This is a genomic window from Weissella confusa (assembly GCF_004766315.1).
In the GTDB taxonomy this organism is placed as follows: Bacteria; Bacillota; Bacilli; order Lactobacillales; family Lactobacillaceae; genus Weissella; species Weissella confusa_A.
This window is the reverse complement of record NZ_PVSN01000042.1, coordinates 21,083-40,337: the sequence shown is the minus strand read 5'-3', so window position 1 is coordinate 40,337 and position 19,255 is coordinate 21,083. Positions and strand designations below refer to the sequence as shown.

Here is a 19,255-nt window from a genome sequence, read left to right as displayed (position 1 = left end):
AATGGTTGCTAGGTAATACCTTTTGAGTCATAATTTTAGACGCTCCAATTTTTGAGTATTTGGTTTGTTTTCCACTAACAAAATATCATAAAAAAGAGCTCCTATGGTTTTCACCCAACGGGTGAAAACGCAAAACCCGCTGAAACGGTATTAACTTGTCGTTTCAGCGGGTTTTTGCTTGTCTTGATGAATAATCCGGGTAAAATAAGTTGTAGGAGGTAGAGATGGAAATTTTGATGATGTTAGGGTTGCTTGTTGTGACGCTGGGATTCGGCTGGATTGCCGGCAAGTTAGGGTTTGCGAAAGTTGTGGGACAGCTAATCGCCGGTGTGGTTGTGGGACCAGCGTTGCTCGGGTTTGTTGAACCATCACATTTGATGCACGTTGTCTCAGAATTTGGGGTGATGTTGCTGATGGTGAACGCCGGTTTGGAAACTGATGCGCGACAATTATTGCAAAACTTCAAGGCGTCTAATTTAGTTGCTTTGATGGGTGTTGTTGCACCGTTAGCGGTATTTCCGGTTGTTGCCTTATTGTTTGGTTACGAGTGGCAAATTGCGTTGTTCTGGGGTGTTGTGTTTGCTGCAACGTCAATTTCAATCACCATTTCAGTTTTGGGTGAACAAGGTAAACTTGGAACTGTTATGGGCGCCGTTGTGTTGGGCGCCGCCGTGCTAGATGATATTTTAGCGTTGCTATTGGTGACGGCCTATGCTGCCTTTATCGGTGGATCAGGACTTGGATTAAACACAGTGATGCCGATTATTGCTTTTGCAATTGGTGTATTGCTTCGTCAGTTACCAAAGTCAGATAAGCTGTTGCATTCGACTGAGTTGTTTGGGGAGTGGACAGTGTTCCCAATTTTCTTTGGATCAATTGGGCTGAACGTCGTCTTTCATAACTTGGCTGAAACGTGGTGGATTATGGTCTTGCTAACGTCCTTGGCGGTGGCAACAAAGTACTACGGTGCCGGATTTGGTGCGCGTATGGCACGACTGGACAAGCACACCAGTAACGCAATTGGCGCGGGGATGGTATCGCGTGGTGAAATGGCGCTGGTAATTGCCCAAATCGGTGCAACTGGCCACATTCTATCAAACCAGGTGTTTGGTGAAATGGTCATTGTTATCATTGCGTCAACGATTATTGCACCTTTGATGATGCGTCCGTTGATTGCGAAAGTTAAATAGAAACAATAAAAAACAGGACCTGAGAACTCGTTGCGAGTCATCAGGTCCTGTTTTAATTTTGTATCTTACAATGGGTCAACGTCGTAACGCTTCGTACGCAACTCTTGCTTTTGTGCCTTAGTTGGCTTGAACAAGAAGTCGAAGTAAGCTGCGCGCCAGTCATCGAAAGAAATAGCCAATTCAGCAATGTCTTCAGGAATGTCGGCACGTGGGATACGGTCGATGTCTGGGTGCTCAGCAACATAGCTTTCCATCCAGTCAGCAATCTTAGCGTGACCTTCATTTTCCTTTTCAACGTTGAACCAGTTCGTTGGCTCGTAGTGAATCAAGTCATCTTCAACGTCGAACAATTCCATCGTTCCGTGAACACGGAATGGACGAATCAACTTAACGTCTGGGTTGAACTTCCAAACGAAGTTACCAGGCGCAGTTTCTTCAACGTCTTCAAGTTGCACGACAGCACCAGCCATATTTGATGGCAAACCAGCTTGCTTCAATGCGTATGATGTAACGACCAAGTCGCCACGGTGATCAGTTCCAAATGGGTAAACCACACCAATCTTTGATCCGACCAAGATGTCGATCAAGACTTGTGGCTCCATACCAACAGCCTTCATAGGATGTATCTCACTTTCAAAATAAAATATATGTCTACTTATTTTATCAAAACTCTGGGAAAATGTCAGAAATGAATTCGAATTAGTTTACATATAACGCCTAACTTCTGGTAAACTAAAGTAGACAGAAAATGGGTTTACTGACGGTATGTCAGTTGAACAACGGCTTTGCCAGCGCTGTGGCATCGGACTACCTTAGGTTGATGCAGCTGATGCAAAGAGATATATGGAGAAAATAATATGACACACAAAATTGGAGAAATCATCTCAGCCAAGGTGACGGATGAGAACGACAAGTATTACTACGCACAAATTGACGGTTTGACATACGAAATCGACAAGAGTGAATTGCAAAAGCCATTGAAGATTGGTGGCGTTGTAACTGGATTTGCATACGAGAACGAAAAGCACAACTTGCAAATCACGAAGAATATTCCTGACGTTCGTCTTGGCCACTATGCATGGGGTGAAGTAACGGATATTCGTCGTGACCTTGGTGTCTTCGTGAATATCGGTTTGCCAAACAAGGATGTGGTTGTGTCACTTGATGAGTTGCCAACAATTAAGGAATTGTGGCCACAACGCGGTGACAAGTTGATGATTACGTTGCGCATTGATAAGAAGGATCGTTTGTGGGGTGAATTGGCCTCAGCTGACATCCTGCAAGCTGTGCGTATTCCAGCTAAGCCTGATATGAAGAATAAGCAAGTTAAGGCGACAGTTTACCGTTTGAAGATGGTTGGAACGTTGGTTATCACACCAGATTACAACTTCGGCTTCATTCACCCGGATGAGCGTCAACGCGAACCACGTCTTGGTGAAGAAGTTGATGCACGTGTTATCGGTGTACGCGAAGATGGTGTGTTGAACTTGTCATTGCGTCCACGTGCTCACGAGGCAATTTCAGATGACGCAGCGATGTTGTTGGCGTTGTTGCAACGTTCATCAACGCACAGCTTGCCATTTACTGATAAGTCAGATCCAAAGCAAATTAAGAAGTACTTTGGTATGTCAAAGTCACAATTCAAGCGTGCAGTCGGAAACTTGTACAAGCAACGTAAGATTACGCAAAACGAGAATGGATTGTTCTTGGTAGAAGAAAGCGACGGCGAATAAGATGTTACATCAGGTAGGTCCATATGAAGATAATATGGTTGACTACCTGCACTATCTGACGGTGGAGCGGGGGTTGTCAGCCAATACGCGGGCATCCTATCAGCAAGACCTGCGTCATTTCTTTACGTATTTAATTGAAAAAGAAAAGTCGATGCCATTGGCGAATATCGACCGCTTCACGATTATGGCCTTTATCGGTGAGTTAGAGAAAAACGGCAAGTCACGTAATACGGTCATTCACATGGTGTCGACATTGCGAAAGTTTTTCCAATTTGCGACCAGCAATAACTGGGTAGCCATCGATCCAATGACACAAGTTGATCCACCCAAAAAAGCGCAACATCTGCCCGCTGTATTAACGCTGACTGAAGTTGAAGCATTGTTGGCTGTGCCTGACCCCAACACACCGTTGGGGTTACGTAACCGGACGATGCTAGAGGTGATGTATGCGACTGGTTTGCGTGTAAGCGAGTTGGTTAATTTACGCTTGGATAATTTGCACCTAGAACTTGGTTTGATTCAAACGCTTGGAAAAGGTGACAAAGAACGCATTATTCCGATTGGGGATGTTGCGTCGCACTGGTTGCAACGATATCTAACCGATGGGCGACCATTTCTTGGTAAGCAACAAGATGAACAAGTGATTTTCTTAAATGATCACGGCCATCAATTGACACGCCAAGGCGTCTGGAAGCTGATTAAAGGCTGGGTGACGGCGGCAGGTATTACCAAGGATGTCTCACCACACACGTTGCGTCACTCGTTTGCGACGCACATTTTGGAAAACGGTGCTGATTTACGTATTGTGCAAGAGTTGCTCGGTCACGCTGATATTTCGACGACTCAGATTTATACACATATTTCAAATAAGCGTTTGACTGAAGTCTATGGCAAAAGTCATCCGCGTGCTTAATTAAGAAAGGAGGCCACACATGTTAGTTGTGGTACGCAAAGATCAACCGAAAATTGCGATGGGACTGTTGTCCTATTTGCCACGTCTACACGATGTGGCTTCTGTACAACGTGAAATCGACTGGTATCAAGCCAGCGACGCACGTGAAATCCTGCTCTGGCAATCAACCGAAACGCAACACTATGTGGCTGTACTTGGTGTTGAAGCAGTGTTTGATTCAATCGTGTTGCGCCTGGTAGTATTTGGACCGGAAGTGCCGGTTACATCACGTATCGCCGTTGGTTCAGAAATATATGAAGCGATGAAGCTACGATACCCAGATAAAACGATTGTTGGCACGATTAGCACGCAACCAATCTTGACGGAATGGCGGAAGTATTTGCATCATGGCTGAAGATTTAACGTATCGTTTGAATGACTTTGAAGGACCGCTGGACTTGCTCCTGCACCTGATTAAAGTTAACGAAATGGATATTATGGATATTCCGATTGTTGAAATTACGGCGCAGTACTTGGCGTTTTTGCATCAAGCGGAAGAACGAAACTTAGATATTGCTGGTGAATTCTTGGTAATGGCGGCTACTTTGATGTCAATCAAGGCGTCATATTTAATTCCGAAAAACGAAGAATTGACATATGACGAAGAACTGACTGAATTTGTGTATGAAGAAGATCCACGTGAGGCCTTGATGGCCCAACTTTTGGAGTATCAACGTTATCAACAAGCAGCTGATGACCTGCGCGAACGCGAAGAAGGGCGTCAATTACAGTTCTCACGTGCACCGATGGCGATTCCAGACGATATTGACGTAGCGCCATTGCCAGAAGGCTTAGGGTTGTTTGATTTGCAACTGGCTTTTAACCAAATGGTTGCTAACCGTACGAAGAAACAAGTTCGTCCGCGCACAATGCGTGGTGAAACGTGGTCGATTAGTGCTCAAATGAAAACGATTGTGGCACGAATGACACCGGGTGAAACAATAGAATTTGAAACTTTCTTTGGGGAACATGATAGTCGCGATAAGATGGTTACGACCTTCCTAGCCATGCTAGAGTTGGTGCGTCACCAACATTTGCGTGTTGCCCAAGAAGATGAATATGGTGCCATTTACCTGACCTTAGGTGATGTGCCATACGATGAAACTGCAGATGAGGGAGTCGATTTTGACGATGAAGACTAGCTTACAACAAATTGAAGGTTTGCTTTTTGTAGCCGGGGATGAAGGCATCACGGTTGCAGAAATGGCGGATGCGACTGGTTTCGCGAAGCCTGCCGTCATTGGCTTGTTAGAAGATCTTGCCGCCAAATACGAGAGCGACGAGAATAGTGCGCTCGACGTTTTGAAGACTGATGACCAGTATCAATTGGTTACCAAGTCGGAACTTGCTGAGACGATTCACCGTTACTTTACGGCGCCATTGACGACGGCTTTGTCACAGGCGTCGCTAGAAGTTTTGGCGATTATTGCGTATAAGCAGCCAATCACACGAGTTGAAATTGACGAAATTCGTGGGGTGCAATCACAAGCAACGATTCAAAAATTGGCACTACGTAATTTGGTAGAAGGACGCGGCCGTTCTAATGAACCGGGTCGCCCAATCCTTTACGGGACAACCGCTTATTTCTTGAACTACTTTGGTTTGAGTGATTTGCAAGAGTTGCCACCATTGGTAACTGCTGAGGCGTTGGATGCCTTGCGTGCCCAAAAGGATGTGGCATTGCCTTTGATGCCAGGAGAAGAAGGTGGATCTGCATTTGATGTGGCCCTACCAGAGCTTGCTGAAACAGCAGAAAGAGAAGAATAACATGGCAGAACGATTGCAAAAAGTGATGGCTCAAGCGGGAGTTGCATCACGTCGTGCATCAGAACAATTGATTTTGGATGGTAAAGTAACAGTCAACGGTAAGACAATTTATGAATTGGGAACTAAGGTTGAGCCATCAGATAAGATTGAAGTGAGTGGTGAACCAATTGACTCACGTGAAAAGTTGGTTTACTTCTTGTTGAACAAGCCCCGTGGCGTTGTGACAACAAACAGTGACGATAAGGGTCGTGCAACGGTTATGGACATTGTCGATGAACCTGAGCGTGTCTACCCAGTTGGCCGTTTGGACTACGATACAACCGGTGTTTTGTTGTTGACGAACGATGGTGAATTGGCCAACAAGTTGATGCACCCACGTTACCGTATCGACAAGGTTTATGTTGCTAAGGTGAAGGGGATTCCAACGAACGAAGAATTAGAGAAGCTTCGTCACGGTGTCACAGTTAAGACAAAGCAAAACGGTCGTTACACGACATTTAACGCTGCGCCTGCCCGTGCTGAAATCCAATCAACGAACACTAAGAACCACACGGCGATTGTGAAGTTGACGATTCACGAGGGTAAGTACCACCAAGTTAAGGAAATGATGAAGGCGGTTGGTCACGAAGTGTTGAAGTTGACTCGTGAGCGTTACGGTATGCTTGATTTGACTGGTTTGACACCAGGTGAGTACCGTTCTTTGCGTTACGAAGAAGTACAAGCGTTGAAGGCTGGTAAGCAATACCGCAAGTCAGCAGGACGCTGGTAAGCTATAATTGAGGCGTCTGGGGCTTCCTGGAGGCCTCTTTTTTGTCATTAAAAGGGGAAGGTTATGAGTAAAAGTCGATTAGAAGCGTTTAGTGATGGAATTTTTGCAATCATCATTACAATTATGGTATTGGATTTGAAAATTCCGTCAATCGGTACTTGGGCGGGAATTGGCAATGCTGCGTGGCTAAGTACTTTCTTGGCTTACTTGGTAAGTTTTATTATCACGGCTAGTTTTTGGGTTAGTCACCACTTGATTATTAGTAATATCGAAAAAGTAGATAGTGGTGTCTTGTGGACCAATGCATTGACGTTTTTGCCAATGTCTTTGGTGCCCATTACAACGGCTTGGTTTGGTGAATTTCCAACCCGAGTGGCACCAAGCGTGACTTACGGGATTGTGTATGTCATGTCCGTGATTGCTTTGTATAACTTGAGTCATGTCATCGCGAAGCACTTGGACGATCCAGCGCAACAAAAAAGAATGTGGCGCGTCAATCGTAGTCGCCTTTGTCTGGCCACCAATTACCGGTGGTATGGTTTTTGTTATTTCAGGTGATTGGCTATTTTTACGTAATGTCATCCACGTTCGAGCTATTCAGGACATGTAACCGCTCGACTTTTGTTACAATTACAGTAAGATGAAGAACTGTGGAGAGGTAATGTGCCTCTCACAGAAACGTTTCACAGTGATTGTGATGAAATTTGAATGGGGGGATGCAAGATGGCAACACCAGATACACGTTCTGGCCGGAATTATATGAAAACAGGCCCTGGCATGTACGCTTTTGCGAAGGAACACAAAGTTGCCGGTTGGCCTTGGCTATTGAATCCAATGGGCTGGCTTGGCCGTAAGCATTTTAAGAACATTGAGAATTCACTTGCTGATGACGAAACGGTAGTCGTCGCTTTCTTAACAAAGATGGCTGGGCTGACCGATGCGGGTGAGCCGACTGGTCGTTACAAGTGGTATGCATTTGCGCTTGGTGATTCTGGGACTTTGTATTTCGCACATTGGCGTCCATTCCATTTGGATTCTTTGCGTATGACGCTTGATCAAGTGAACACGATTAATCCTGACACTGGTATTATTCGTGGCCGTTTGCAAATTCAAACCTTGCAAGGAACCCAAGATTTGACGTTGAAGTGGTTTGCACCACAGATTCGCCGTATCTATGATTTGTTGAATAATGAGAAGCATGATTACGACAAGCTACGCCACAAGGTTGACCTGGACGGTTGACCATTAGTTAGTCGCGTGCTAATCTTAACCTACAATTGAATATCTTCAGGGCAGGGTGAAATTCCTGACCGGCGGTAACTGCGTTTTGTAGAAGTCCGCGACCCACACCAGGTATTGGTGTGGCTGATACGGTGTGAATCCGTGACCGACAGTAAAGTCTGGTATGCAGAAGAAAAAATAGATTGACTGGTCACAGCCGGTTTCTTTGTGTCGCCCTGGCATGAAGGAACCGGCTGTTTTTACGACCAGGTGGAGGTTTGTTGTTATGAAGAAGACGCGTCGTTTGACCGTTATTGCCTTATTAGCTGCGATATCATTTGTTTTGATGATTTTCCCGCAGTTCCCATTGATTCCTGGTGCATCTTTTTTGAAAATTGATTTTTCATTTGTACCAGTTTTGTTGGGTGCGTTGATGCTTGACTTGAAGAGCGGTTATGCCATTTTGCTGCTACGTTCATTATTGAAGTTGTTGTTGAACAATGAAGGTGTGAATGATTACATTGGCTTGCCAATGAATATTATTGCAATGGCGGTCTTACTGACAGTGATTATGCTAATTGTGAAGCGCCGAGATATCTCAGCCAAGCGCTATGTTGTTGGCGCAGTACTAGGCACACTTGGTTTGACGTTGGCGATGGTGATTTTGAACTACGTTTATGCGGTGCCGCTATATGCGATGTTCGCTAACTTCGATATTGCAAAGACAATTGGTCTTGGAACATATCTACTATGGATGGTTATTCCGTTCAATCTGATTGAAGGGGCAATTCTAACAGCTGTCTCGGGTTTGGTCTATTTGGGGTTGCGTCAGATTATTAACACGACCCGCTCACAACTTAATTAAATAAGTCCTATTCTGCTTGCACCGTTTTGGTTTCTTCATTACACTTGGAAGAAATACATGAGAGGTGGTCAAACAGTTGACAAATGATTTCTTGATCACCCTGTTTTCGGCGTCTGAACCTCGTCGTCACAGGGTGATTTTTGGTTTATTGAAGCGTCAGGTAACAGTGTCAACGGAATATTGGGGTTTGCGCTACGGTTTGTTGCAAATTTCAGGTTTGATGCCTCGCCTAGATAAGGACACGTTTGATGCCCGCATTAACGCATTGGAGCAAGCTGGGTTATTGGTTGAAGCTGGGGAAGGTCAATTGCTTTTGACGCCAGCTGGTCAAGATGTCCAAGCTGAATACGCTGCAAATCACTATATGCCGGAACACTTGGGCACATTGCTGAAAGTAGACGTGTTGACCTTTATGCAAGCCTTTTGGTTGGCAAATCAAGTGGTCTCAGAAGTGGCTTACAGCAATAAGAAGTATTATCCTTTGCAGATTGATCCACGTACAATGCTCACGGTTAAGACGTGGTATGGCAACATGAATTCACCACGTTTGATTGCAACTTGGGCTTTGACGATTCAACGATTCTTGCAACGCCGACCGCAAGAAGATGCAGACCGCTTGGTAGCGACGTGGGTTGGTCACGAAACGCCAGGTCTAAACTTTGAACAGTTGGGCTTCCCGGCAACGTGGACGGAAGATGATTTCTATTTCTGGCAGATTGATCAATACGCAATCTGGTCAGAAGAATTGCAACGTGGTGCGAACACACCGTTGAAGTTGTTGTGGGATTTGGTTGCCCACCGTCCATTGTTGCCAAAAAGTGTGCAAGCGTCATATAATGGCGTGATTGCTGGTCGCCCAATGGACGAAATGGTCCAGAGTCGTCGCCTAAAGATTGGGACGATTCGTGAGCATTTGTTGACCGCGGCTATTTGGCTGCCTATGAATGATTTTCCATATAAGAACTACTTAACACCGGATGTGGTTGCACACTTTGAACAAAACCTAACCGGACCAATTAACGATTGGGAATTTAGCATGGTTCGTACATCTGACGATCCGCTAGAGTTCTTCCTATTCCGTTTGTATGAGATTTATTTGACGAAGCAAGAGGAGGCCACTCGTGTATAAGACAGCATTGACTGCGGTTCTAAAAGAAAAGTTTGGCTTCGACTCATTTAAGCCGGGCCAAGCAGAAGTGCTTGAAGCATTAACTGCTGGTAAAAATACCTTGGCAATGTTGCCAACTGGTGGTGGTAAGTCATTGATTTACCAAATGATGGGAAATATGCGTGATGGTTTGGTTATCATCGTGACGCCGTTGCTATCATTGATGCAAGATCAAGTTGCGCGCTTGAACTATGCCGGTGAATCAAAGGTAGTGGCCTTGAATTCAACGTTGCCACAGGATGCCCGTCGTACGATTTTGCGCAGTTTGGACCAATACAAGTTCTTGTTTGTGTCACCAGAAATGTTGGGACAAACTGTTGTGCAATCTGCTTTGCGTAAGGTGAAGATTAACTTGCTGGTGGTCGACGAAGCACACACGATTGTCAGTTGGGGGCCGGATTTCCGACCTGATTACTTGGCGTTGCCACAAGTTCACAAGAAGCTTGGTCAACCACAATTGTTGTTGTTGACGGCAACTGCAACACCAAAGATGATGACTGATATTACGATGCCATTTGGTTTGCCTGAAGCAGACTGGTTTATTTATCGTCAATCAGTGGATCGACCAAATATTTATTTGCACACGGAAACGTTGGCAAATGAAGGGCAAAAGCGTGAGCGCTTGGCTGATTTGGTGCGCCAACTACAAGGCCCAGGAATTGTTTATTTCTCAAGTCGTAAGTTGGCAACTTCAATGGCGGATTGGTTGGCAGAAAATACGGGTCGTCGGGTTGCAGCTTACCACGCGGGACTTGATACGATGTCACGCTACCGCATCCAACAACAATTCATGTTGGGACAAATTGATGTTATTGCCGCGACATCAGCTTTTGGTATGGGAATCGATAAGGATAATGTCCGTTATGTGATTCACTACCACTTGAGTAATGACTTGGCTAATTATCTTCAAGAAATCGGTCGCGCTGGTCGTGATGGCGAACAGTCAGCCGCCATTTTGTTGTACGTGCCTGGTGATGAAAACCTACAGCTAAATATGATTGATGGCACGATTCCGAACCGTGAAGTGGTCATGGGATACTATGATAAGCGCTTCGGTGCCGACGAAATTGGCCGTGACAAAGCAAATTTGCTTGATTTTTATGCTAAGCAAGGCATGAATCCGGATGAAGTCGCCACGATGTTTGAGGCACGACGTCAACAGCGCCAACAAGATTTGTATAACTTAGTTAATTATGCAAAGTCTGATGCGGGATTGCGTCGCCAATTGTTGGATCACTTTGGCGACGATGCTAAGTCAAATGATGAGGCTGAATCGGTTGGTGTTGTTGATTGGCATCCAGAAAACTTGTCGTTAGTAGCTACTGAAGCACCGACGGAACTAGCAGGTGTGACGGATTGGCGCACGCAAGTCGCAAAACTTTTTAATTTAGGTTAAGGATTAGGTGTGACACTCAAAATTGAATGCGAGTTAGTGTATGCTTAGTAGTATTCAAAGAGAGAAAGTTAGGAGACCAATCATGACCGAGAAGAACAATGAACAACAGCCATGGGAGGCATCTTTTAAAGATGAAGCAACCGGTCAATACTCACGAACGCAAAACCGACGCAAGTCTCAACGCGTAAGTATGGTTGTTGGAATTTTGGTATTGATTGTGATTGCTCTGTCATTTGTGCCTGTCTATAAGTATTTGCAAGCGTTGAACAAGCCGGTTGATGCCACAACTAGCACGGAATTGCCAGCAACGACTTCAACAAAGACAACCACTACAACGAGCAAAATTACGGAAACTGCAAAGTCAGAATCACGCGCTAAGAAAGCAGCCAGTGCTTCTGAAAAGAAGGCGAAGGCAGCTAGTGAATCAGCCGCAGCAGCATCAAGCCAAGCTGCATCTGAATCAGCTGCTTCGTCATCTGAAGCCTCATCATCGTCAGCCTCAAGTTCTAGTTCAGAATCTGATGGTAATATGGTGAAGTTTGAATCTGGTACTTTGTACAGTTTCGCTGTTGCCAATGGTACAACACCTGAAGCGTTGTACTCATTGAACCCAGGATTGACTGCCTCAAACTATTCAACCTACTATGGTCAAGATTTGAAGGTTAAGTAATCCCCAAAAGACACACTCCGATGGGAGTGTGTCTTTTATTTTGCGTGAAATTAACGTACAATTAGTTGTTATATAAATGAGTGAGGACAATTGATTATGAATCCGATTCAAATCGCAATTGACGGACCAGCTTCTGCTGGAAAGTCAACAATCGCCAAGATTTTGGCATCAGACTTAAATTTTGTGTACGTTGACACTGGTGCAATGTACCGTGCAATCACGTTGGCTGCTTTTCAAGCGGGTGTGGATCCAAATGATGAATCAGGCGTAACAGCTTTGTTGCCTGACTTGACCATTACGTTCCAACCTGGTGAGCCAGTGCAACGTGTCTTCTTGAACGGTCAAGAAGTAACTGAAGAAATTCGATCAGTCGAAGTGACGGCTAATGTATCAGCTGTTTCTTCATACGCCGCTGTTCGTGAGGCAATGACTGCCTTGCAACGTGATATTGCGTCAGAAAATGGCGTTGTCATGGACGGCCGCGATATTGGGACGACGGTGTTGCCAAATGCGCAAGTCAAGATTTTCTTGATTGCTTCAGTTGCTGAGCGTGCGCAACGTCGCTTTAAGGAAAACCAAGCTAAGGGGATGGATACATCTCTTGCAGAGCTTGAGGCAGCCATTGAAAAGCGTGATTATCTAGATTCACACCGCGAGATTTCTCCTTTGAAGAAGGCAGATGAGGCAGTTGAATTGGATACAACTGGCTTGTCAATTGACGGTGTCGTTGACGCAGTTAAGGCAATTATTGCGGAAAAGACGCAAAACTAACAAAAAACATAAAGAAAGTTGTAAAAGACTACTAGTAATTTATAAAAGGATTCGGTATAATAACTACTAGAGTCGTGTGACCAGGAGGATATATTGTAATGAACGAAGAGAACAACGAGCTATTGGCAGCTCTTGACAGCGTAGCCGAAGTTAAGGTTGGCGATGTAGTTAAGGGTGAAGTCTTGGCAATTGACGATGCTCGTCAAGTTATCGTAGGTATCGAAGGTGCCGGTGTTGAGGGTGTTATCCCAATGCGCGAATTGACGGCTGACCGTGATGCAAACGTTAACGACCTTGTCAAGGTTGGAGACGTATTGGACTTGGTAGTTGTATCAACTATCGGTTCTGACAAGGAAGGTGGATCATACCTATTGTCAAAGCGTCGCTTGGAAGCTCGTCGTGCTTGGGAAGAAATCGCAAGCAAGCACAATGTTGATGACATTGTGGAAGCACCTGTAACGCAAGTCGTTAAGGGTGGATTGGTTGTTGACGTTGAAGGTGTACGCGGATTCGTACCTGCTTCAATGATCGAGAACCGTTTCGTGCAAGATTTGAACCAATACAAGGGTCAAACTATCCGCGCGAAGATTATCGAGATCAACGCTGCTGACAGCCGCTTGATCTTGTCACGTCGTGACGTTTTGAACGAAGAGCGTTCAGAAGCTTTGTCACGCGTATTCAACGAATTGTCAGTTGGTGACGTCGTTGAAGGTAAGGTTGCCCGCATGACTAACTTCGGTGCATTCATCGACCTTGGTGGTGTAGACGGATTGGTACACGTATCTGAAATCTCACACGAGCGCGTTTCACAACCATCAGACGTTTTGTCAGTTGGTGAAGAAGTTAAGGTTAAGGTTTTGGGATTGGATCCTGAAAAGGAGCGTATCTCATTGTCAATCAAGGCTACGCAACCTGGTCCTTGGGAAGCTGCAGCTGCTGAAGCTCCAGAAGGAACTGTTTTGGAAGGTACTGTAAAGCGCGTTGTTGACTTTGGTGCATTTGTTGAAGTGTTCCCTGGTGTTGAAGGTTTGGTTCACGTTTCACAAATCTCACACAAGCACATTGCTAACCCAAGTGATGTTTTGAAGGCCGGTGACAAGGTTAAGGTTAAGGTTTTGGAAGTAAACCCTGACAAGCAACGTTTGTCATTGTCAATCAAGGCTTTGGAAGAGGCTCCTGCACGCGAAGAGGGTTCAAACAACAACGACCGTCCTCGTCGTCAACGTCGTCCTCGCCAAGAGCAAGCACCAACTAACTACTCAACTTCAGAAGAAGAGGGTTCAGCTACGTTGGGTGACGCCTTTGGAGATATCTTCAAGGACTTCAACTAATAAGCTTTAAATAGCGCAAAAGATTAAGCGTGTGTTGGGTTGTCTCAACGCACGCTTAATTTCGTTAAAACACGATTTTCTACTGGTCACGACAACAGACAGTGCCGGTGAAAACCGGTACAATAGAGAATAGTAAGTAACCGCCAGTCATCCAGTGGGTGATTGGCAGAAAAGAGGGTAACATGGGATTTCCTGTTGTGGCCGTTGTTGGCCGCCCAAACGTTGGTAAGTCTACGATTTTTAATCGTATTGCCGGCGACCGTATTTCAATTGTCGAAGATACCCCAGGTGTAACGCGTGATCGTATTTACACACGCGCTGAGTGGTTGACCCGTGAATTCCGTTTGATTGACACTGGTGGAATTGATATGGCTGATGAGCCATTCATGACTCAAATTGTGCAACAAGCTGAAATTGCGATTGACGAAGCTGACGTCATCATCTTCATGGTTTCTGCCCAAGAAGGTTTGACTGAAGCTGACGAACGCGTTGCAAAGATTTTGTACCGTTCAAAGAAGCCTGTTGTTTTGGCCGTAAACAAGGTCGACAACATCGAGATGCGTTCAGAAATCTATGAATTCTACGCACTCGGATTTGGCGATCCATTCCCAATCTCTGGTGCCCACGGTACTGGATTGGGAGACTTGTTGGATGAAGTGGTTTCTCACTTCCCAACGACTGATCAAGAAGAAGAAGACGATTCAATTCGTTTCTCATTCATTGGTCGTCCTAACGTTGGTAAGTCATCATTGGTTAATGCCATCCTTGGTGAAGAACGTGTCATCGTTTCAGATATTTCTGGAACGACGCGTGACGCCATTGACACGCGATTCACGTCTGCTGAAGGTGATGAATTCGTGATGGTCGACACGGCCGGTATTCGTAAGCGTGGTAAGGTGTACGAAAATACTGAAAAGTATTCAGTTATGCGTGCCATGCGTGCCATCGATGATTCTAATGTTGTTTTGATGGTTTTGAACGCCGAAGAAGGTATTCGCGAACAAGACAAGCACGTGGCTGGATACGCCCACGAAGCTGGTCGTGCGATTATCATCGTCGTTAATAAGTGGGATACGCTTGAAAAGGACAACCACACGATGGCTGATTTTGAAAAGCAAATTCGCGATGAGTTCCAATACTTGTCATACGCCCCAATTATTTTCGTTTCCGCTAAGACGAAGCAACGTTTGAACAAGTTGCCTGAGTTGATTAAGCAAGTTAACGAGAACCACCAAAAGCGTGTGCAATCTGCAACGTTGAACGAAGTTATCATGGATGCCTTGGCATTGAACCCAACGCCAACGGTAAACGGAAAGCGCTTGCGTGTTTACTACGCGACTCAAGTTGCTATCCAACCACCAACATTCGTGGTCTTTGTTAACGATCCAGAATTGATGCACTTCTCATATGCACGATTCTTGGAAAACCAAATTCGTAAGTCATTCGACTTTACTGGTACGCCAATTCACTTGATTAAGCGTGCTCGTACTTAATGAATGAGTAAAACCTCGTAGCGATTTTCACTACGAGGTTTTTTATTTGGTTGCATACTCAAGAATACCGAACAATAGGCAAGTACTGAAAAACAAACATTCAGTGAATAAAACGTGAAAATGTGGGAAAAACCGCGTTATATCAACGTTTTTGCCACATTGTGGGTTGTTATGGGGTTTTAACTATGCTATTCTAAATAACGAAATCAAAGAACGATTCGTTCAATTTCGTACATTTGGGAAATTCCATTAAGCTATTAAGCAGGAGGAACATTAGCATGGCTAACAAGCAAGATTTGGTAGAAAAGGTTGTTCTTTCAACTAACTTTACGAAGAAGGATGCAAACGAAGCTGTTGATGCAGTATTCGCCGCAATCCAAGAATTCCTTGCAAAGGATGAAAAGGTTCAATTGATTGGCTTCGGTAACTTCGAAGTTCGTGAGCGCGCTGCTCGTAAGGGTCGCAACCCACAAACTGGTGAAGAAATCGAAATCGCAGCATCAAAGATTCCTGCCTTCAAGCCTGGTAAGGCCTTGAAGGATGCCGTGAAGTAATTTAAAGCCTATTATACCGGGCTTTAAAGCGATTCGTGGGGCCATGATTTTTTGAAATAGAATTTCGTGCTTACGTGGCTTATCCACCATAAAAGAGTGAATTCAATGTTCACTCTTTTTTATTTGCTTTGCGTAGCACACATGTTTTTTCGAAATAGACACCTTTGTGTGAACTGTGGTAAAATTTTGACATACAAAAAGCCCACTGAAGGTGCAAGCTTCAGTGGGCGACAGGTTCCTAGGAATTCGTTGGTTAGGTGTCCATCACTACTGTGGTGGACGCTTTTCTTTTGTCTCGAAGTTTACCCGCTTAATTGCCACGTATAATGCTGCAATCGCACGAATAATACTTGGCGAGGCTAAGATAAGGACGATCAGCGCAGCCCACGGACTGGCTTCAACGAAACTAATCATACAAAATCCTTTGGATAGTCTTAGGAAACATTTTGTTTACCCCCCTCGGTTCCTAGTAAGTTACTGAAGGTGGGCAGGGACGCTATGAACCTAGACACACTGCCGTGATGCGCCGGGGATCAATCCATTGCAACCACGTATCCAGTATTCCTTAGTTTTAAGGTACTGTAAATAGGACTTAGACTGATGCTGTGAGTATATTAGTTCTTCATACTCTGACAATATATTCTGTGCTAAACTACATGTATGACTTGTGAAGGGAAGCGAAGTTGATGGAGAATCCAAAGAAAATGGTGACGATTGCCGGCTCAGATATTTTAGCTGGCGGTGGGATACAGGCTGATTTGGCGACCTTTAATGAGTATGGTTATTTTGGACTAAGCGTTATTACGAGTATTGTCACGGTGACTCAGGATGACTTCACGATTCACCCAGTACCGTTGGATGTTCTCGATGCGCAATTGCAGTCTATTTTTGCTTTAGATGATATTGCTGGCGTGAAGGTAGGTTTGCTGCCAACTGTCGGTCACGTGCACATGGTGGCAGATTATTTGCGTCGTTATGCAACTAATCTGCCTGTGATTATCGATCCGGTGATGGCTTTCAAAGAAACGGACGATGTGGATGTTGCTGAGTTGGTGGCAGCGTTCCAAAACGACTTGTTGCCACTGGCTTCTATGACGACACCTAACTTGGTTGAAGGCGAATTGCTTGCTGGTATTAAGATTAAGGATAAGGCCGACTTAGCAAAGGCCGCGGAAATCATTCGCGGCTTTGGTGCTGACGCCGTTGTTGTAAAGGGTGGCGCACGCTTATCTGGTGATGAGGCGACTGATGTTGTCACAACTGGGGCAGAACCGACCTTTCTAGGCTCTCAGAAGCTCAACAGTGCGTTTAACAATGGGGCTGGATGTACATTTGCCTCAGCCATTGCAAGTCAACTAGCGACCGGTAAGACGCCGGTAGACGCGGTGAAAGATGCAAAAGATTTTGTTTATTGGGGAATTAAAAACGGTGTCGCATTAAACGATGATTTTTCGGTCGGCAATGTGTGGCAAGCTGCTCGCCGTTTAAGGGGGAAATAACATGAAAACAAAGCAATTAACAATCGCAGCAGTTATTATCGCTGTTAATATTGTGTTGAGTTACGTGGTGAAATTGCCAACACCAACCGGCTTCGTGTCGTTGGTTGAAACGGGAATTTTCATTGCTGCTTGGCATTATGGGTCAAAAACCGGCGCCTTTGTTGGTGGACTAACCGGTCTGCTACTTGATTTGCTAGCAGGTTATCCACAATGGATGATTTTCTCATTCATTATCCACGGACTTGAAGGTTGGGTGCTTGGTAAATTTGCGATGGACGAACGTATTGGTAAGCGTGTCTGGGGGAACTTCTTAGGCGGGTTAGTCATGGTCGGTGGTTATTGGATTGCCGGGGCTTTCTTGATTTGGCTAACTGGTGGGGCCAAGATGACCATGCCAAGTGCGGCATTGGCAAGTTTGGCTGGGGTACCCGCAAATATCATGCAAGTCTTGGTCGGCTTCATTCTAGCATTGTTGCTAAGTGTGCCATTCCGCAAGGTGTTGCGTAAATAATACAGAAAATCTGTCATTTCGTCGGATGACGGCTTTTTTACTGCCTGAAAAAATGATATTCTAGACATCTAGGTTTTTTTACGTTTTTGAAAGCAGGGTGAGTATGAGTAATAAACAAGTAGCGTCAACTGGCGCAATTTTAGCAGCAAGTGTCCTTTTGATTGGGTTAATCATGCGATCACCCATTACGACGCTTCCCTTGATGTTAACGCAGATTTCAGGCGAGTTGGGCGTGCCTAAGGGTCAACTGGGTATTTTGACGACGATTCCATTGGTCATGTTCCTGCTGATTTCTAATTTTGCCTCAAAGACGATGGCGTTCTTTGGTTTAAAGAAGGCGTTGGGCTTGTCATTGGCATCAATCTTTTTGGGAACGGCGCTGCGCTTGGTCGTGACGATGCCAACTATGTTGATTGGAACGGTTCTAGTTGGTGCAGGAATTGCGCACCTAAACGTGTTTATGCCAACATTCGTGGCGTCATATTTCTCACATAAGGTGGGGGTTTACACATCAATGTACTCACTCACGATTATGATTGGGTCAGCGACGTTTAGCTTGTTGACGGCCCCAGTAGTGGCAACATTCGGTTGGCACGCCGTGATGTGGTTGCTGGTCTTGTTGCCAGCCATTGTACTTGGTTTCTGGATCTACACGTCTTTGCGTGTGCCGGAGAAGGTACCTGCAACGCGTGGTCGTCACCATGACGCTAACGCACCCAAGAAGAAGATTTGGACCAATATTAAGGCGTGGCCATTCTTGGTTGTCTTCGGTGTACAAGCGATTATTAATTACACGGGTGTGGCCTGGCTTCCAACCATGATGGCGCAGCATCATGTTTCAGCCGGCTCAATCTCTGTGATTATGTCATTCTATTCATTTATTGGGATGCCAATTTCAATTTTGGTACCGAATATCTTGGTAAACATGCGTCGCAAGGGGACGTTGGCAACCATCGCAGCGGCTGCCGTGATGTCACTAATTGGTGCGGTGATGCTATTTGATCAAGAAACGTCTTCAGTTGTGTACTGGTTCTTCTTGACGATTTTGATTGGATTCGCAACGTCATTTTTCTTCTTGTACACCATGACGATGTTTGCGGCTAAGACATCTTCGCCAGTCGAAACGGCCCGTTTGTCAGGGATGGCTCAAGCGGGTGGTTACTTCATGTCCGCATTTGGCCCAATGCTTTACGGTATGGCCTTTACGGCTAATCCAAACGGGGTCATCCAAAATGTGGTTTATCTAGTTTTGGTAATTGTGATGATTGTGGCTGCCGTGATGATGGCAATGACAAAGCATTTGTTTGACTAAATGATTATGAGCCGTTGTTCAGTGGTGAACAACGTCTCTTTTTTGTATAATGA

General features: G+C 45.1%; 21 protein-coding genes and 1 riboswitch. Of the genes, 20 read left to right on the top strand and 1 reads right to left on the bottom strand.

What is annotated here, in order from left to right:
• The first annotated feature begins 224 nt into the window (after positions 1-224).
• Positions 225-1,190: a cation:proton antiporter gene (locus C6P11_RS06525; protein WP_135519675.1), complete on the top strand. Its 966-nt coding sequence runs from the start codon at positions 225-227 to the stop codon at positions 1,188-1,190.
• Positions 1,191-1,255: 65 nt separating this feature from the next.
• On the opposite strand, the gene C6P11_RS06520 is transcribed toward C6P11_RS06525, so the two are convergent.
• Positions 1,256-1,807 (bottom strand): hypothetical protein, encoded by a 552-nt coding sequence (locus C6P11_RS06520; protein WP_056973298.1) that lies wholly within the window; start codon positions 1,805-1,807, stop codon positions 1,256-1,258.
• A 240-nt stretch (positions 1,808-2,047) separates the two neighbouring features.
• Here C6P11_RS06520 and C6P11_RS06515 point away from each other — a divergent pair, with 240 nt between their 5' ends.
• From C6P11_RS06515 to C6P11_RS06425, 19 genes are all read left to right on the top strand, one after another.
• Positions 2,048-2,923, top strand: a complete 876-nt coding sequence (locus C6P11_RS06515; protein WP_135519673.1) for a CvfB family protein — start codon at positions 2,048-2,050, stop codon at positions 2,921-2,923.
• Position 2,924: 1 nt separating this feature from the next.
• Positions 2,925-3,836 (top strand): site-specific tyrosine recombinase XerD, encoded by a 912-nt coding sequence (gene xerD, locus C6P11_RS06510; protein WP_135519671.1) that lies wholly within the window; start codon positions 2,925-2,927, stop codon positions 3,834-3,836.
• 19 nt (positions 3,837-3,855) lie between these two features.
• Positions 3,856-4,230: a reductase gene (locus C6P11_RS06505; RefSeq protein WP_135519669.1), complete on the top strand. Its 375-nt coding sequence runs from the start codon at positions 3,856-3,858 to the stop codon at positions 4,228-4,230.
• A complete protein-coding gene (locus tag C6P11_RS06500; RefSeq protein WP_135519667.1) occupies positions 4,223-5,017 on the top strand; it encodes a segregation and condensation protein A in 795 nt (264 codons plus the stop codon). Before C6P11_RS06505 ends, C6P11_RS06500 begins: the two co-directional genes overlap by 8 nt.
• A complete protein-coding gene (gene scpB, locus C6P11_RS06495) occupies positions 5,007-5,642 on the top strand; it encodes an SMC-Scp complex subunit ScpB (RefSeq protein ID WP_135519665.1) in 636 nt (211 codons plus the stop codon). The genes C6P11_RS06500 and scpB overlap by 11 nt, the downstream gene beginning before the upstream one ends.
• A gap of 1 nt (position 5,643) precedes the next feature.
• Complete coding sequence (locus tag C6P11_RS06490) at positions 5,644-6,411, top strand: pseudouridine synthase (RefSeq protein WP_135519663.1); 768 nt, start codon at positions 5,644-5,646, stop codon at positions 6,409-6,411.
• A gap of 63 nt (positions 6,412-6,474) precedes the next feature.
• Positions 6,475-6,969: a TMEM175 family protein gene (locus C6P11_RS06485; protein WP_245299819.1), complete on the top strand. Its 495-nt coding sequence runs from the start codon at positions 6,475-6,477 to the stop codon at positions 6,967-6,969.
• A 165-nt stretch (positions 6,970-7,134) separates the two neighbouring features.
• The gene (locus tag C6P11_RS06480) at positions 7,135-7,653 is read left to right on the top strand and encodes a hypothetical protein (protein WP_135519661.1); all 519 of its coding nucleotides are present in this window, start codon (positions 7,135-7,137) and stop codon (positions 7,651-7,653) included.
• Positions 7,654-7,690: 37 nt separating this feature from the next.
• Positions 7,691-7,831: riboswitch (FMN riboswitch) on the top strand.
• A gap of 87 nt (positions 7,832-7,918) precedes the next feature.
• Positions 7,919-8,497: an ECF transporter S component gene (locus tag C6P11_RS06475; RefSeq protein ID WP_135519659.1), complete on the top strand. Its 579-nt coding sequence runs from the start codon at positions 7,919-7,921 to the stop codon at positions 8,495-8,497.
• A gap of 76 nt (positions 8,498-8,573) precedes the next feature.
• Positions 8,574-9,626 carry a hypothetical protein gene (locus C6P11_RS06470; RefSeq protein ID WP_135519657.1) on the top strand — a complete coding sequence of 351 codons (1,053 nt, stop codon included), beginning with the start codon at positions 8,574-8,576 and terminating at the stop codon, positions 9,624-9,626.
• Complete coding sequence (locus C6P11_RS06465; protein ID WP_135519656.1) at positions 9,619-11,061, top strand: RecQ family ATP-dependent DNA helicase; 1,443 nt, start codon at positions 9,619-9,621, stop codon at positions 11,059-11,061. The genes C6P11_RS06470 and C6P11_RS06465 overlap by 8 nt, the downstream gene beginning before the upstream one ends.
• Positions 11,062-11,143: 82 nt before the next feature.
• Entirely contained in the window at positions 11,144-11,731 is a 588-nt protein-coding gene (locus C6P11_RS06460) for a LysM peptidoglycan-binding domain-containing protein (RefSeq protein WP_135519654.1), read from the top strand.
• A gap of 96 nt (positions 11,732-11,827) precedes the next feature.
• Positions 11,828-12,502, top strand: coding sequence for a (d)CMP kinase (gene cmk, locus C6P11_RS06455; protein WP_135519652.1), 675 nt, complete (start codon positions 11,828-11,830; stop codon positions 12,500-12,502).
• Positions 12,503-12,600: 98 nt separating this feature from the next.
• A complete protein-coding gene (gene rpsA, locus C6P11_RS06450) occupies positions 12,601-13,833 on the top strand; it encodes a 30S ribosomal protein S1 (RefSeq protein WP_003607663.1) in 1,233 nt (410 codons plus the stop codon).
• A gap of 182 nt (positions 13,834-14,015) precedes the next feature.
• Positions 14,016-15,326: a ribosome biogenesis GTPase Der gene (der, locus tag C6P11_RS06445; protein WP_003607662.1), complete on the top strand. Its 1,311-nt coding sequence runs from the start codon at positions 14,016-14,018 to the stop codon at positions 15,324-15,326.
• A gap of 278 nt (positions 15,327-15,604) precedes the next feature.
• Entirely contained in the window at positions 15,605-15,880 is a 276-nt protein-coding gene (locus C6P11_RS06440) for an HU family DNA-binding protein (RefSeq protein WP_003607659.1), read from the top strand.
• A 686-nt stretch (positions 15,881-16,566) separates the two neighbouring features.
• Positions 16,567-17,379 (top strand): bifunctional hydroxymethylpyrimidine kinase/phosphomethylpyrimidine kinase, encoded by an 813-nt coding sequence (locus tag C6P11_RS06435; protein ID WP_135519650.1) that lies wholly within the window; start codon positions 16,567-16,569, stop codon positions 17,377-17,379.
• A gap of 1 nt (position 17,380) precedes the next feature.
• Complete coding sequence (locus C6P11_RS06430) at positions 17,381-17,890, top strand: ECF transporter S component (protein WP_135519648.1); 510 nt, start codon at positions 17,381-17,383, stop codon at positions 17,888-17,890.
• Positions 17,891-17,993: 103 nt separating this feature from the next.
• Entirely contained in the window at positions 17,994-19,202 is a 1,209-nt protein-coding gene (locus tag C6P11_RS06425) for an MFS transporter (RefSeq protein WP_135519646.1), read from the top strand.
• Positions 19,203-19,255: the final 53 nt, after the last annotated feature.